This is a genomic window from Streptomyces sp. NPDC044984 (assembly GCF_040646935.1).
Lineage (GTDB): Bacteria > Actinomycetota > Actinomycetes > Streptomycetales > Streptomycetaceae > Streptomyces.
Genome location: NZ_JBEZBE010000007.1, coordinates 1 through 12,987 on the forward strand (window position 1 = coordinate 1; position 12,987 = coordinate 12,987).

The following is a 12,987-nucleotide window of genomic DNA, read 5'->3' on the forward strand; positions in this document are numbered from 1 at the left end:
GCCGCTCAGAGGTCGAACTCGTGCGGCGGCAGGCCGAGGGCGTAGCACGCCTCGCGGACCACGGCCTGCTCGTCCTTGTCGAAGTCGCCGTCGGCACCGCCGATCACGATGCCGATCTGGATGACCGCCCGCGCCTCGGCGGGCTTCTTCTTCGCCTTGGCGATCTCCTGCATGACGCTCACCTTGCCGAAGGCGAAGTCGGCGGTCAGCTTGCCGATGTTGTCCTCGAAGCGGCGGCGCAGGTCGTCGGCGTCGAAGTTCTGCAGCACCTCGTTGGTGGCGATGAGCTGGGCCACGCGCTGCCGCTCGGACGGATCGACCGTGCCGTCGGCCGCCGCCACCAGAGCGCACATCGCCATGCTCGCGTCGCGGAAGGCGCCGCTCTTGAGGTCGTTCTTCTTCGCCATGAGCTGGGTCTGCATCGTCGACGCGGACTCCTTGAAGCGGTCCCACAGGGCCATGAGAACTCCGTACGTGTCGGGAGGATGCCCGGACCGGGGTGCTCCGGACAGCGCTTTTTCTACAACAATGTAGAAGTTATCAGCAGGGGGCGGATGCATGCGTCCCCCCGCCCCTTGCTGATGCGGCCTTCACCCCTTTCCGGGGCCTGCTGTCAGCCCTCCTCCTCGTCCCCTTCGAAGAAGTCCCCGACCTCGTCGACGACTTCGGCCGCGACCATGCCCCCGACCACCCCGACCGCCAGGCCGGCGGCGCCCGCGGCGACGACGGTGCCCATGCCGGGGCCGGAACGGTGGTGGTCGTCGTGGTGGTCGCCGTGCTCGTAGTGCCCGCCGTGCCCGTGCCCGGCGTACGGGGCGCCGTGGCCGTAGGCGCCGTGGGAGCCGTGCGACGCCCGGTGCTCGACCAGCTGGCGGATCCAGCCGTCGACTTCCGTGTTCCAGTCGCGGGAGTCGTGGTGGCCGACGGTGAAGCGGGTCAGCGCGTCGTGGCCGCCGGAGAAGAGGCCGCCGCGCTTGTCGGCCTCCAGGACGACTTCCATGCCGCCCGGGTTGGCCAGGAAGGTCACCTCGATCTCGTTCACCTGATGCGCGTACTGCGGCGACGGGGTGATCTCGATCTCCTGGTAGAAGGGCAGTTGCTGCCCCGTGCCGCCGATGCGCCCATATTCCAGGTCGGCGGACTTGAAGCCGAAGCCGAGCTGCCCGAGGGCTTCCAGGACGGCCTCCTGGGCGGGCAGCGGCCCGACCGTCAGTGGATCCAGGTCGCCCTTGTCCTTCGCCCCAGCCACCGACAGCTCGGTGCGCACGCCGAGCACGATGCCCAGCGGCTGCCCGTACAACTCGGTGACCGGCGTCTCCCACGGCAGCGTGACGCCGAACGGCACGCTCCGCTGCTCGCCCTCGGCGAGCCGGAATCCGCCACCGACGGTGAAGCGGTCGAAGACGACGACGCCTTCGCTCTCCCCTTCCTCGTACTCGGCCTCGACCCGGGCGACCAGCTCCAGGGTGATGTGTTCGATGTCGAAGTCGGCGCTGCCGCCCTTGAGGTGGACCTGGCCGGCGAGCGTGCCGCCGGGCCGGACGGGACCCGGATCGAGGACCGTGTCGACGGTGGGGCCGCCCACGCCGAGCGAGCCGAGCAGTCGTTTGAACACCATGGTGGCGTCCACTCCTTAAACGTGCGTGTGTTCCATGAGGGTGGTGCCGCCCAGTCGAAGGTGTGCGGCACCACGGCGGTTCGCGGGCCGGTTACCTGGCGGTGTCGAGTGCGGCGAGCGCCTGGGCCCAGCGGGCGTACTTCAACTCGGCCAGGTCCGCTATGGTCTCGACCCCGAACGCCTCCCGCAGCAGTTCGCCGTCGCGGTCGGAGACCCCTTTCAGCGCCGCCACCGGGGCGGCCAGGATGTCGGGCAGGGGCTTGTCCGCCCATGCCTTGTCCAGCACCTTGTCCAGGTCGATCGAAGCCATGTGTGTCGTCTCCAAAGGTGCGGGCCCGGCTCGCGCGGGCCTTCTACAAACGAGTAGAAGCATAGGGTGGTCAGAGCGGGGGAGGGGCCCGGTCCGGGCGGACGCGTCGGGAAAGGCTGAAAACGGGTTCTTGCGCCGGCAGGCGTCGCTGGTCCGGCTCCGGGTGCCTTCGGCATGAAGCCACAGGCGACGCGGGCGCCGGTGCAGCAGGCGCGTTCGTCCGGTGAGCAGGCGGCGCAGGAGCTGCGGCCCGTCGTTCCAGGGGTACCCACCACCACATGGCCGGCGGCGAGGGCAGGACGGGAGTTCTTGCCCGCCTGGCCTCGAACCGATCCGCAACGCCCCCGGCCGGGAGGCCCCGGCCCCCCGCTGATGGCGTGATCTTGCAGGCCGAGAGGTCGACGTGCAGGTGAACGCGTATTTCCACACCCGCACTCGCGCCCCGGCGTACTGGGGGCGGGAACTGGAGCGCACCCTTCCCATGCCGCTCAGGGTGCTGGGCCTGTGAGGGGTTTTACCCCTCCTTTACAGTTGGTGTAGAGACAGGCGATCCTGTTTCCACCCACTGTCTGCATGTGTGTTTCGAGAAGGAGCGACGTTCCCCCAATGGGTGAGCCTCCCAGTACCAGCCGTGCCGTTCCCCGCCGGACTCATGCGATTGAGGGAGCGGGGGTGGCACGGTGACCGAGGTCCTGCTGCTCCTGCTGGCCCTCCTCCTGACACTGGCCTGCGCGGTGTTCGTCGCGGCAGAGTTCTCCCTGACCACCGTCGAGCGCGCCGACCTGGAGCATGCCGCCGAGGCCGGTGAGCGCGGCGCGGACGGTGCGCTGAAGGCCGTACGACGCCTCACTCTGCAGCTCTCCGGCGCCCAGCTGGGCATCACCGTCACCTCGCTGGTGATCGGCATGCTGGCGGAACCGTCCCTCGCCGTGATGCTGCGCGGCCCGCTGCGGGCGATCGGCCTGGGCGGTGCCGCCCCGGCGGTGGCGACCGTGCTGGGCGTGGTCGTCTCCACCGTCGTGCTGATGGTGGCTGGTGAGCTGGTGCCGAAGAACTGGGCGATTTCGCGTCCGGTGGCGGTCGCCAAGGTGGTCGCCGGTCCGCAGCGCGCGTTCACCGCCGCGTTCGGCCCGTTCATCAGGCACCTGAACGGTACCGCGAACCGTTTCGTGCGCCGCTTCGGTCTGGAGCCCGCCGAGGAGCTGGCCTCCGCGCGCACCGCCGAGGAGCTGGGCGCGCTGGCCCGGCACTCGGCTGCGGAGGGCGCTCTGGAAGCAGACTCGGCGGAGTTGTTCGTACGGACCCTTCATCTGAGCGAGCTGACCGCCGAGAACGTGATGACCCCGCGGGTCGACGTCAAGGCCCTGGAAACGCACGCCACCGCCGCCGACGCGGCCAACCTCTCCTACGCGACCGGCCTGTCCCGCTTCCCCGTCTACCGCGACAGCCTGGACGAGGTGGTCGGCACCGTCCACATCCGGGACGTGCTCGCCCTGGAGCCGGAGAAGCGGGCCGCCACGCCGGTCACGGAGCTGACCACGGAGCCCCTGCTGGTCCCCGACAGCCTCCCCGCCGACCGGCTGCTGGAGCGGATGCGCGCGCACCGCACCATGGCCGTGGTCATCGACGAGTACGGCGGCACGGCGGGCGTGGCCACCGTGGAGGACATCGTCGAGGAGGTCGTCGGCGAGGTCCGCGACGAGCACGATCCCCTGGAGACACCCGACCTGATCCCCTCCCCGGCCACGCGGGACGGGCGCGCGGCGTGGGAGGCGGACGGCAGTGTCCGCCTCGACCAGCTCACGGACATCGGACTCACCGCGCCGGAAGGACCGTACGAGACCGTGGCCGGGCTGGTCGCCACCCATCTCGCCCGCATCCCCGGCAAGGGGGACCTCGTGGACCTCGGCGGCTGGCGGCTCGAGGTGCTGGAGGTCGAGCACCACCGCGCCGACCGGATACGCATCACCGAACCGGCTGCCGCGATGACCGTCCGGCTTGTGGAGGAGGTCCGATGACCGCGCTGCAACTGGTCATCGGCGCCCTGACGCTGCTGACCAACGCGTTCTTCGTCGGCGCCGAGTTCGCCCTGGTCTCGGTGCGCCGCAGCCAGATCGAACCGCGCGCCCAGGCGGGCGACAAGCGCGCCCGGATGACACTGTGGGCCCTGGAACACCTTTCGGCGATGATGGCCACCGCCCAGCTCGGCATCACCGTCTCCTCCCTGGTGCTCGGCGCGGTCGCCGAACCCGCCATCGCCCATCTGATGGAGCCCGCCTTCGCGGCGGCGCACCTCCCGCACGGACTGGTGCACCCGATCGCGTTCGTCATCGCGCTCACCCTCGCCACGTATCTGCACATGCTGATCGGCGAGATGGTGCCCAAGAACATCGCGCTGGCCGCCCCCGTGCCCAGCGCGCTGCTGCTGGGCCCGCCCCTGGTGGCGCTCACCCGGGCGCTGCGGCCGTTCGTCTTCGGCATCAACGCCTTCGCCAACGCCCTGCTGAGACTGTTGCGCGTCGAACCGAAGGACGAGGTCGGATCCGTTTTCACCGACGACCAGCTCGCCCGCATGGTCCTCGACTCCAGCGAAGCCGGGCTGCTCAGCCCGGCCGACGGCGAGCGGCTGCGGGACGCTCTGGAGCTGGGCACCCGGCCGGTGGGCGAGATCGCGGTCCCCGCGCAGCGGATGCGCACCGTCGATCACACGATCACCCCCGCCCGGCTGGAACGGCTGGCCTCCGAGGCGGGCTTCTCCCGTTTCCCGGTCACCGGCCCGGACGGCACGGTCCTGGGCTACCTGCACATCAAGGACACCCTCGGCCTGACCGACCGCGGCCGGCCCTTCCCGCGCGGCGCGCTGCACAAGGTCACCCGGGTCCACATCGACACGCCGCTCGACGACACCCTCACCGCCCTGCGCGCCGAGGGCAGCCATCTGGCCGCCGTCGTCGGGGAGGGCGGCACGGTCATCGGCTTCGTGACCATGGAGGACGTACTGTCCGAACTGGTCGGGCCGGCGGCTCCGGCCGCCGCGTGACCGCCGGGTCGCCCCGTGCGCGCCCCCGCACGGGGCGACCCGGTTTGCGTGTGCCCGACCGGCGTGGTGGAGCGGCAGAACAGAGATGTTCTCCAGGGTGCTGACGATGGAGCGGGCCTTTCGGCGGTTCAGGTGACGGCAGCCTCGCCGGCGCAGCACTTGGGCAGCGCCGGGAACGTGATTCCGGCCAGAATCGTTGTCCGGATACACCCCGGATAAAAGGAGCAACCCCTTGTCCGCCAGACCGACGGACCCCCCGGGGCACAGTCCCCGACCATCCCGCCAGGCATTCCCTGAGCACGGCACACGGCGGGATGCCCTCTCGCAATCGATGCGCCGATGAGTGCCGCGAACGCCCTCCTGGGTCTGCTGGCCGTCTTCGTCCTGACCGCCGGCACCGGATACTTCGTCGCCCAGGAGTTCGCCTACGTCTCCGCCGACCGCCTCGCCCTGGCGCGCGAGGCCGAGTCCGGGGACCGCAAGGCCGCCCGCGCCCTGAAGGTGCTGGAGCGGCTGTCCTTCATGCTGTCGGGCGCCCAGCTCGGCATCACCGTGTGCACCCTGGGCCTGGGCTCGGCGTCCAAGCCCGCGATCTCCCAAGAGGGGCACCGAACGACGTGAGCGATCCAGAACGCGCGATGCTGCTGTCCGTCCACCCGCGCTTCGCCAACGCGATCCTGGCCGGCAGCAAGACGGTGGAGGTTCGCCGCCAGCGCGTCGCCGCGCCTCCGGGAACGCCCGTCCTCTTGTACGCGACCGCGCCCACCATGGCGGTGGTGGGCATGGCGCGCATCGCCGCCGTCCATGTCGCCACCCCCGGCGAGGTCTGGTCGGCTCATCGGGGGCAGACCGGGATCACCCGGCGGGAGTACGACGCCTACATGAGCGGTGCGACGCAGGCGAGCGGTCTCACGATGGAGAACCCCGTCTCCTTCGATGAGCCGGTAACGCTCAATGCGTTGCGCTCCGCCGGGCCCTTCCACCCTCCGCAGAGCTACCGCTACATGAAGGGTGACGAGCTTCGACAGGTGGCCGTGGCGGGGCCTGTCGTGGGCACGACTCTTCGCGAGGCACTGGGAGACCTGGTGCCCGCCTAGTGCTGCGCCCCCCGCAGCCGGCGGGGTCGAAGCACCGGATGGGGCCTTAGCGCAGGGCGTGGCGGACCTTCAAGCGTCCGTATCCCATGGCCCCGGAGATTCGAATCGTCGGCCCGCCGGGCCGGGAACGCCGCGGGATCTTGTAGCGCAGATCCTTCCATCCCGTGCTCAAGCCTTCGACGTCAACTACCGCGTCACGAGGCACCGTGATCCTGGCCCCGCCGGTTCCCAGTTGCAGCTCGATGTCGACGACCGGGTGCTCGATGACCGCCCGGGACAGGTCCAGGCGCACCCTTCCATATGCTGACCCGACCTTGAGGACCCGAGGCACCCGCCACGCGCCACGCCGCTTGATCCGTCCACCGGCGGCAGCGATCGTGGCCGTGCTCCCCGGGTGCTCCTCTGGGAGCGAGACCAGAACGGACGCGAGTTCGCTTTGCGTCTTGGCGCTGAGCACCTGGTGAAGGCGCTCGTCCAACACCTCGTGCGCGATGAGCCCTTCCGCATACGCCTCCTGCAGGCGTCGGACGGCTGCATCGCGGTCGTCTTCACCGATCAGCGACGGCGATTCTTCCGGTAAGGAGGTCACGGGTTCACCGTACTGCCGAGTCGGCGAGGTGCACCCGTCAAGGGAGGCCCGGAGGACGGGTCGCCACCTGTCCCGCAAACCATCCTTTGCGTATGCGACTTGGTGACCCTTTGCGCAATATGTGGCGCGGATCACACGAATTGCGTCTCGCGGTATGGGGTGCGGGGTCGGGTCGATGCCTGATGTGGCGTCCGAGCAGTGCTGGTGCGACCGCCCGGACTCGACTTGGGGCACGTTGAGGGCATGCCGCCCTCTGATTGGACTAGACAATAAGTAAGGCCCAGGTCGGTGACCTGGACCTTCTCCATGGAGCGGGTGACGAGAATCGAACTCGCGCTCTCAGCTTGGGAAGCTGATGTTCTACCATTAAACTACACCCGCGTGATCCGGTAGGGCCCGCCCTGAGCGGCGTCCGGATGCTTGGTCACTCTACCCCATGTCGGGCCCCCGGTGTTCAAGCCCGGGGGCCTGATGCTGTTTCAGGGGGTGGATGCGGCTGCGGGGGGCAGAAGTTGGGGCGTACGGTGAGGGTGCGGGGTGCCGCCTGGAGGACCGTTCCTTTGATCCCGTAATGTGGCTTTTGTCGTCAGGGCAGTTCGCCAGACGCGGCCTCTTGGGGAAGGGACTCTTGGACTTGATGGAGCGCACCGTCGTCCGCTGTGCCGATGGGCACGTGTTCACCGCCGCCTCGTTTCCGATGCAGCAGGCCGAGCGACTCGGCCCCGGCCGGCTTCTGCGGTGTCCGCGCTGTGCGCGGCTCCGCAGTGTCGTGCCGGTGAGTCTTCAGAAGCGGTAGCACCGGTCACAGTGGCAGCGCGCGGGGTGGCCGATTGTGGCCGGTCCGCGCGCCTTGCGTATCCTCGGGCCCGTGCTTCTCTCTGACAAGGACATCCGGGCCGAGATCGACGCCGGGCGGGTGCGTATCGATCCCTACGACGACGCCATGGTGCAGCCGTCCAGCATCGACGTACGCCTCGACCGCTACTTCCGGGTGTTCGAGAATCACCGGTACCCCCACATCGACCCCTCCGTCGAGCAGGCGGACCTGACCCGGCTCGTGGAGCCGGAGGGGGACGAACCGTTCATCCTTCACCCCGGTGAGTTCGTGCTGGCCAGTACGTACGAGGTCATCACGCTGCCGGACGACCTCGCCTCGCGGCTGGAGGGGAAGAGCTCGCTCGGGCGGCTCGGGCTGGTGACGCACTCCACCGCCGGGTTCATCGACCCCGGGTTCTCCGGGCATGTGACCCTTGAGCTCAGCAACCTCGCGACGCTTCCGATCAAGCTGTGGCCCGGTATGAAGATCGGGCAGCTGTGCATGTTCCGGCTCAGCTCGCCGGCCGAGCACCCGTACGGGAGCGAGCGGTACGGGTCGCGTTACCAGGGGCAGCGGGGGCCGACGGCCTCGCGGTCCTTCCTCAACTTCCATCGGACGCAGGTGTGAGCGGCATGCGCGAGAACCTCAGCTACGAGCAGTTCGGCGTCGCCGTCCGTGAGCTCGCCCAGACGATCGCCGACGACGGGTACGAGCCCGACATCGTGCTGAGCATCGCCCGCGGCGGTGTCTTCGTGGCCGGCGGGCTCGCCTACGCGCTCGACTGCAAGAACATCCACCTGGTGAACGTGGAGTTCTACACCGGGGTGGGGACCACCCTCGAGATGCCCGTCATGCTCGCGCCCGTGCCCAACGCCATCGACTTCACCGACAAGAAGGTGCTGATCGCGGACGACGTCGCCGACACCGGCAAGACGCTCAAGCTCGTGCGCGACTTCTGCCTCGACGCCGTCGCCGAGGTGCGCAGCGCCGTGGTCTACGAGAAGACGCAGTCGCTGGTGAAGTGCGAGTACGTCTGGAAGCGCACCGACGAGTGGATCAACTTCCCGTGGTCCGTCCAGGAACCCGTGGTCAAGCGGGACGGCCAGGTGCTCGACGCCTGAGGGCGGCGAGGAGGAAAGAAGAGAAGAAAAGGGGGCTCCCGGCGCCGGGAGCCCCCTTCTTCGTGCGCGTCCGTGCTTCGTGCGCGTCCGCGTCAGAACGTGCCCAGCTTCACGATCGACAGCAGGGCGGCCAGCTGGATCGCCGAGGCGCCCAGGGCCTTCGGCCAGGGGAGGTCGTGGGAGCGGCTGACCATGACCGTGAGCAGGGCGCCGGCCGCCACCCAGGTGGCCCAGCCGAGGATCTGGACGAAGGCGGCGTCGCCGCCGGCGAACATGGCGAAGACCAGGCGGGGCGCGTCCGTGAGGGACATGATCAGCATGGAGAGGCCGACCGTGGGCTGCCAGGCGCCGTCGCCGCCGAGCTGGCGGGCCAGGGTGTGGGTGACCACGCCGAGGACGAAGGCGCTGAGCACCATCGCGACGGCCGTCGTCAGGACGATCGGGATCGCGTTCGAGAGGGTCGCGCTGATCGCGTCCTCGCGGGCGGTGTCGAAGCCGAAGACGGCGAGCAGGCCGTAGAGGAAGGTGACGATGAGGGCGGGGCCCCACATCGTGTAGTCGCGCATCCGCAGGAACGTCTGGGCGGGGGACAGGACGATGCCCTTGAGCAGGTCCTTCCAGTGCAGGCGGGGGCCCGTCGGGCCGGCGGGCGGGACCGCGCCGGCCTGGTAGGTGTCGCCCTGGTGGTAGGGGTCCTCGTTGATCGAGAAGGCCTGGGTGTGGCCGGGGTTGTTGGCCGCGTACGGGTCGTGCGGGGCGCCCTGGGCGCCGTGCGGGTACGCGCCGTCGCCGAAGTACTCCGGCTCGCCGTGACCGCCATGACCACCGGGTCCGCCGTGGCCACCGGGTCCGCCCGGGCCGCGGTTCGCGTGCGGCCAGGGGCCGGCGCCGCCACCGCCGTACGACGGCTGCTGCGGGTACGGCTGCGGCGCCTGCGGGTAGCCGTACGACGGCCCCTGCGGCGTCTGCTGCCCGTGCGGGGGGTGTTGCGGTCGCGCGTGAGGAGCGCCGTTGTTGTTCCGGCCGCGTCCGATCCTGAATCCAGCCACGTCATCGAACGTACCTGGTCCCGGGCGGTGACGTACCGGACCCCGGCGTTCGGGGCCGGGTTTGCGGCCGAGCTGTGACATCCCCTAAGGGGTCGTCAGCCGGGTCGTCCGTCCTCCGGAGGGGACCGGGGCGGTCCGGTCCTACGGAGGACGGAGACGCGTCAGTCGAGGAAGCCGCCGCCGAACTCGGGCAGCGGGATGGCGCCGGTGGTCGTCGGGACCGTGCTCGTGCCGCGCAGCACGATGCCGTCGATCGCCAGGTCCGCCCGACCGTCGGCGGTCAGGTCGCGCAGCCGCACGGTGCCACCGAAGGTGGCGTTCTCGTCGGCGGGGCCGGTCACCGTCTGGGCGATCCAGGAGAAGCGGGCGCCGCTGAGCCCGCCCGAGCCGCCGCGGAAGAAGTGGACGCCGCCCTGGTCGGCCCTTCCGTCGACGTCCTCGAACGGCACGCCGACCGCCAGGTCCGCGTGGCCGTCGCCGTTCGCGTCGGCGGCGGACACGGCGTGGCCGAAGCCGTCGTCGGCCTCGGGGCTGCCGGAGACGCCGGAGGTGGCCTGGGTGAACGTGGTGGAGCCGCTCGGGCCGGAGGAGGTGCCGCGCCACACGGTCACGGCGCCCTTGCCGCTGCTCTGGTCGGGCAGGCCGACGGCGATGTCGCCGTAGCCGTTCTTGTCGAAGTCCCCGATGGTGGCGGACCAGGGTTCGGTGCCGAAGGTCTTGTGGGGGCCGGAAGTCAGGCCGGAGGAGGAGCCCTTGAGGAACCAGACGCGGTGGCGCGGCACGTCTCCGGCTTCGTACTGGGTGCCGAGGACGACGAGGTCCGTCCGCCCGTCGCCGTTGACCTTGCCGGCGGCGAGGCCGTGCGAGTACCAGCTGCCGCCCGCCTTGTCGATCTTGCTCACGCTGCCGGTTCCGCCGGCCTTGGTGAACCCCCCGCGGTACAGCCAGGTCTTCTCGTTCCCGATCACCGCGAGGTCGGGCGATCCGTCGCCCGTGAAGTCGCCGGTGGCCACGTCGCGGCCGAAGCGGCCGCCGGCGCCGGACGTGGGATCGAGGTTGGTGCCGCCGGACAGGCCGGACTTCGAGCCCCAGACGATGGTGACGGTCCCGCGGTACTCGGCGCTGCCGACGTGCTCGCTGGGGTTGCCGACGACGAGGTCCGCGTAGCCGTCCTTGTCGAGGTCGGCGCTCGCCAGCGTCTCGCCGAACATGTCGTCCTCCTCGCCGCCCCCCGGTATGCCGGGGCTGTCCTGGTGGATCAGCTGGGGGCGGGCGGTGTCGAGGCCGCCGGCGGTGCCGTACACGACGGTGACGGTGCCGCCGTCGCGGTCGACGTCGTTCAGGCCGCGGTAGGCGAGGTCGCGGCGGCCGTCGCCGTTGAAGTCGTCGTAGTGCTTGGCGACGGCGGCGGAGGCGGGGGCGGCGAGGAGCACGGGGGTCAGGCCCGTCGCCAGGAGGGTGGCGGCCAGGGCGGTGGCGGTGTGTCTGCGCATGCGGTCTCCGTGTGGTTCAGCCGGTGGGGGGCGTCGAACGTGCGGTGGGTACGGGGCTGCCGGCGGGCAGGGCGCGCGGTCGTCACCGGAGGGCCGGTGGACCCGCGGCCGGTGGACACGCGATCGGTGGACACGCGGCCGGTGGACCCGCGGCCGGGCCCGCGGTGGTACGCGGGCCCGGCGCGGGGAGACGTGACGCGGCTCGTTCAGTCGGCGAAGTTGGAGCCGAAGTACGGCGTGCCCGTCGTGGAGACGCCCGAGGTGCTCGGGGAGACGGAGCGGGCGCCGCTCGTGGTGATCTTCGAGCCGGTGGACGGCAGGTAGGTGATCGCGCCGTCGCCGGCGTTCTCGGCGGAGCCGACGATCAGGTCGGCCCTGCCGTCGCCGGTGACGTCGTCGAGCTTGACGTCCAGGCCGAAGCCGTCGTTGTCCTCGTTGGAGCCCGGGACGCCCGCGGTGTTCTGGGAGAAGGACTGGGCGCCGGAGGCGGTGTTCAGGCCGTTCGCGGTGCCGTAGAGGATCGTGACGGTGCCGGTGTCGACCTCGGTGTCGATGTTCTCGCCGGCGACACCGACGGCGAGGTCGAGGAAGCCGTCGGCGTTGATGTCGCCGAGGTCGAGCTCGTAGCCGAAGTAGTCGTTGCCCTCGGACGTGCCGGGGACGTTGCCGGTGTTCTGGGTGATGCCGGTGGCGGAGTCGGTGAGCGGGCCGGCGTCCGAGCCGTAGGTGACCCAGACCTTGCCGCCGTTGGCGGAGTCGGGGACCGTCGTGCCGTCCTCGATGGTGGAGTTCCAGTAGGCGCCGCTGACGATGTCGCCGAAGCCGTCGTTGTCGATGTCGCCGATGGCGGTGATCACGCCGGGCTTCAGGGACGTGGCCGCGGAGGCGTCCAGGCCGCTCGCGGTGCCGGGGATGAAGTAGTTCCGGTTCCAGCCGTACTCGGAGGAGGTCTCGTAGCCGTCGACGATCAGGTCGGTCGCGCCGCCGTTGACGTCGCCTGCGGTCAGGTTCACCGGGCCGTCCGCCTCGCTGCCCAGGATCGGCGGCGTGATGGTGTAGCGGCCGCCGGACTTGCCCGCGGTGGTGAAGCCGCCCTTGTAGACGTAGAGGGTGGCGTCGTTGCTGCCGACGGCCAGGTCGGCGTGGCCGTCGCCGTCGAAGTCGCCGGCGGCGAGGTTCTTGCCCCACTGGTCGTGGGAGGAGCGGGACGGGTCGGTGACGGTGATGCCCTTGCCGGTGATGCCGGAGGCGGAGCCCCACAGGATGGCGAGGGTGCCGCCGTCCTTGTCGCCGTCGACGTCCTCGTACGGGGAGGAGACGGCGACGTCGTCGTAGCCGTCGCCGTTGAAGTCGGCGTAGGCGTGGTCGTAACCGAAGTTGTCCCCGGCCTCGGCGGTGCCCGGGACTCCGGTGGAGTTCTGGCTGAGGGTGTGCCGCTTGGCGGAGGACACCCCGGTGGACGTGCCGTAGAGGACGACGAACTGACCGGCCTCGGCCTTGCCGGAGACGTGGGCGCCGTTGGCCGAGGTGGCCACGTCGCCCCGGCCGTCGCCGTTGAAGTCGGCCAGGGCGACGTCGGTGGAGTCGGCGGCCGTCGCGGGTGAGGCGACGAGGGTGAGCAGACCGCCCGTCAGCGCGACGGCGGTGGCTGAGGCGAGAGCGAGTCTCATGTGTCGGTGCATGCGGGTTCTCCTGCGGCATGCGAGGGATGCCTGGCGGGCATCCGGAGTCGATGAGGTGCCGGGACCGTGCGGGTTCGCCGGGAGTTGTCCCGGCGTTCACCGGACGGTCGGCGATCATGAGACCGGTGGCGGCACGTGAAGGTTGTACGTGAGTCCGGTGATTTCCGAGAC

12 protein-coding genes, 1 tRNA gene and 1 pseudogene are annotated in these 12,987 nt (G+C 70.4%); 6 read left to right on the forward strand and 8 right to left on the reverse strand.

Features of this window, described 5'->3' with window-relative positions; translation table 11 throughout:
* Nucleotides 1-5: 5 nt before the first annotated feature.
* From AB0A94_RS09490 to AB0A94_RS09500, 3 genes are all read right to left on the reverse strand, one after another.
* On the reverse strand, nt 6-461 hold the full coding sequence (locus tag AB0A94_RS09490) for a TerB family tellurite resistance protein (protein ID WP_361741354.1): 456 nt from the start codon (nt 459-461) through the stop codon (nt 6-8).
* Between the two features lie 152 nt (nt 462-613).
* Nucleotides 614-1,618 carry a sporulation protein gene (locus AB0A94_RS09495; RefSeq protein ID WP_361741356.1) on the reverse strand — a complete coding sequence of 335 codons (1,005 nt, stop codon included), beginning with the start codon at nt 1,616-1,618 and terminating at the stop codon, nt 614-616.
* Nucleotides 1,619-1,709: 91 nt separating this feature from the next.
* Entirely contained in the window at nt 1,710-1,928 is a 219-nt protein-coding gene (locus AB0A94_RS09500) for a hypothetical protein (protein WP_361741359.1), read from the reverse strand.
* A 680-nt stretch (nt 1,929-2,608) separates the two neighbouring features.
* Here AB0A94_RS09500 and AB0A94_RS09505 point away from each other — a divergent pair.
* From AB0A94_RS09505 to AB0A94_RS09520, 4 genes and pseudogenes are all read left to right on the forward strand, one after another.
* Nucleotides 2,609-3,946, forward strand: coding sequence for a hemolysin family protein (locus AB0A94_RS09505; RefSeq protein WP_361741362.1), 1,338 nt, complete (start codon nt 2,609-2,611; stop codon nt 3,944-3,946).
* Nucleotides 3,943-4,968: a hemolysin family protein gene (locus tag AB0A94_RS09510; protein WP_361741365.1), complete on the forward strand. Its 1,026-nt coding sequence runs from the start codon at nt 3,943-3,945 to the stop codon at nt 4,966-4,968. The genes AB0A94_RS09505 and AB0A94_RS09510 overlap by 4 nt, the downstream gene beginning before the upstream one ends.
* A gap of 339 nt (nt 4,969-5,307) precedes the next feature.
* Nucleotides 5,308-5,565: pseudogene (locus tag AB0A94_RS09515) on the forward strand (CNNM domain-containing protein); the annotation flags it as partial.
* Between the two features lie 20 nt (nt 5,566-5,585).
* Nucleotides 5,586-6,065, forward strand: coding sequence for an ASCH domain-containing protein (locus tag AB0A94_RS09520; protein ID WP_361741368.1), 480 nt, complete (start codon nt 5,586-5,588; stop codon nt 6,063-6,065).
* A gap of 46 nt (nt 6,066-6,111) precedes the next feature.
* Here AB0A94_RS09520 and AB0A94_RS09525 read toward each other — a convergent pair whose 3' ends face one another.
* Both AB0A94_RS09525 and AB0A94_RS09530 read right to left on the reverse strand, forming a co-directional pair.
* Nucleotides 6,112-6,654 carry a DUF1707 domain-containing protein gene (locus AB0A94_RS09525; RefSeq protein ID WP_361741370.1) on the reverse strand — a complete coding sequence of 181 codons (543 nt, stop codon included), beginning with the start codon at nt 6,652-6,654 and terminating at the stop codon, nt 6,112-6,114.
* 307 nt (nt 6,655-6,961) lie between these two features.
* A tRNA-Gly gene (locus AB0A94_RS09530) sits at nt 6,962-7,035 on the reverse strand.
* 487 nt (nt 7,036-7,522) lie between these two features.
* Between AB0A94_RS09530 and dcd the strand changes: the two genes are divergently transcribed.
* The gene (gene dcd, locus AB0A94_RS09535) at nt 7,523-8,098 is read left to right on the forward strand and encodes a dCTP deaminase (protein ID WP_073933174.1); all 576 of its coding nucleotides are present in this window, start codon (nt 7,523-7,525) and stop codon (nt 8,096-8,098) included.
* The gene (locus tag AB0A94_RS09540; protein WP_361741375.1) at nt 8,095-8,592 is read left to right on the forward strand and encodes a phosphoribosyltransferase; all 498 of its coding nucleotides are present in this window, start codon (nt 8,095-8,097) and stop codon (nt 8,590-8,592) included. The genes dcd and AB0A94_RS09540 overlap by 4 nt, the downstream gene beginning before the upstream one ends.
* A 92-nt stretch (nt 8,593-8,684) precedes the next feature.
* On the opposite strand, the gene AB0A94_RS09545 is transcribed toward AB0A94_RS09540, so the two are convergent.
* The 3 genes from AB0A94_RS09545 to AB0A94_RS09555 form a co-directional block, all read right to left on the reverse strand.
* Nucleotides 8,685-9,722 (reverse strand): Yip1 family protein, encoded by a 1,038-nt coding sequence (locus tag AB0A94_RS09545; protein WP_361741378.1) that lies wholly within the window; start codon nt 9,720-9,722, stop codon nt 8,685-8,687.
* 80 nt (nt 9,723-9,802) lie between these two features.
* Nucleotides 9,803-11,134 (reverse strand): FG-GAP and VCBS repeat-containing protein, encoded by a 1,332-nt coding sequence (locus tag AB0A94_RS09550; protein ID WP_361741381.1) that lies wholly within the window; start codon nt 11,132-11,134, stop codon nt 9,803-9,805.
* Between the two features lie 206 nt (nt 11,135-11,340).
* The gene (locus AB0A94_RS09555) at nt 11,341-12,816 is read right to left on the reverse strand and encodes a VCBS repeat-containing protein (RefSeq protein ID WP_361741384.1); all 1,476 of its coding nucleotides are present in this window, start codon (nt 12,814-12,816) and stop codon (nt 11,341-11,343) included.
* Nucleotides 12,817-12,987 lie beyond the last annotated feature (171 nt).

Bases quoted from the DNA above. Each gene is read 5' to 3' on its own strand.
- AB0A94_RS09550 (WP_361741381.1), bottom strand. From the start codon at position 11,134: ATGCGCAGACACACCGCCACCGCCCTGGCCGCCACCCTCCTGGCGACG.
- AB0A94_RS09555 (WP_361741384.1), bottom strand. From the start codon at position 12,816: ATGCACCGACACATGAGACTCGCTCTCGCCTCAGCCACCGCCGTCGCG.
- AB0A94_RS09495 (WP_361741356.1), bottom strand. From the start codon at position 1,618: ATGGTGTTCAAACGACTGCTCGGCTCGCTCGGCGTGGGCGGCCCCACC.
- AB0A94_RS09490 (WP_361741354.1), bottom strand. From the start codon at position 461: ATGGCCCTGTGGGACCGCTTCAAGGAGTCCGCGTCGACGATGCAGACC.
- AB0A94_RS09510 (WP_361741365.1), top strand. From the start codon at position 3,943: ATGACCGCGCTGCAACTGGTCATCGGCGCCCTGACGCTGCTGACCAAC.
- AB0A94_RS09500 (WP_361741359.1), bottom strand. From the start codon at position 1,928: ATGGCTTCGATCGACCTGGACAAGGTGCTGGACAAGGCATGGGCGGAC.
- AB0A94_RS09545 (WP_361741378.1), bottom strand. From the start codon at position 9,722: ATGTCACAGCTCGGCCGCAAACCCGGCCCCGAACGCCGGGGTCCGGTA.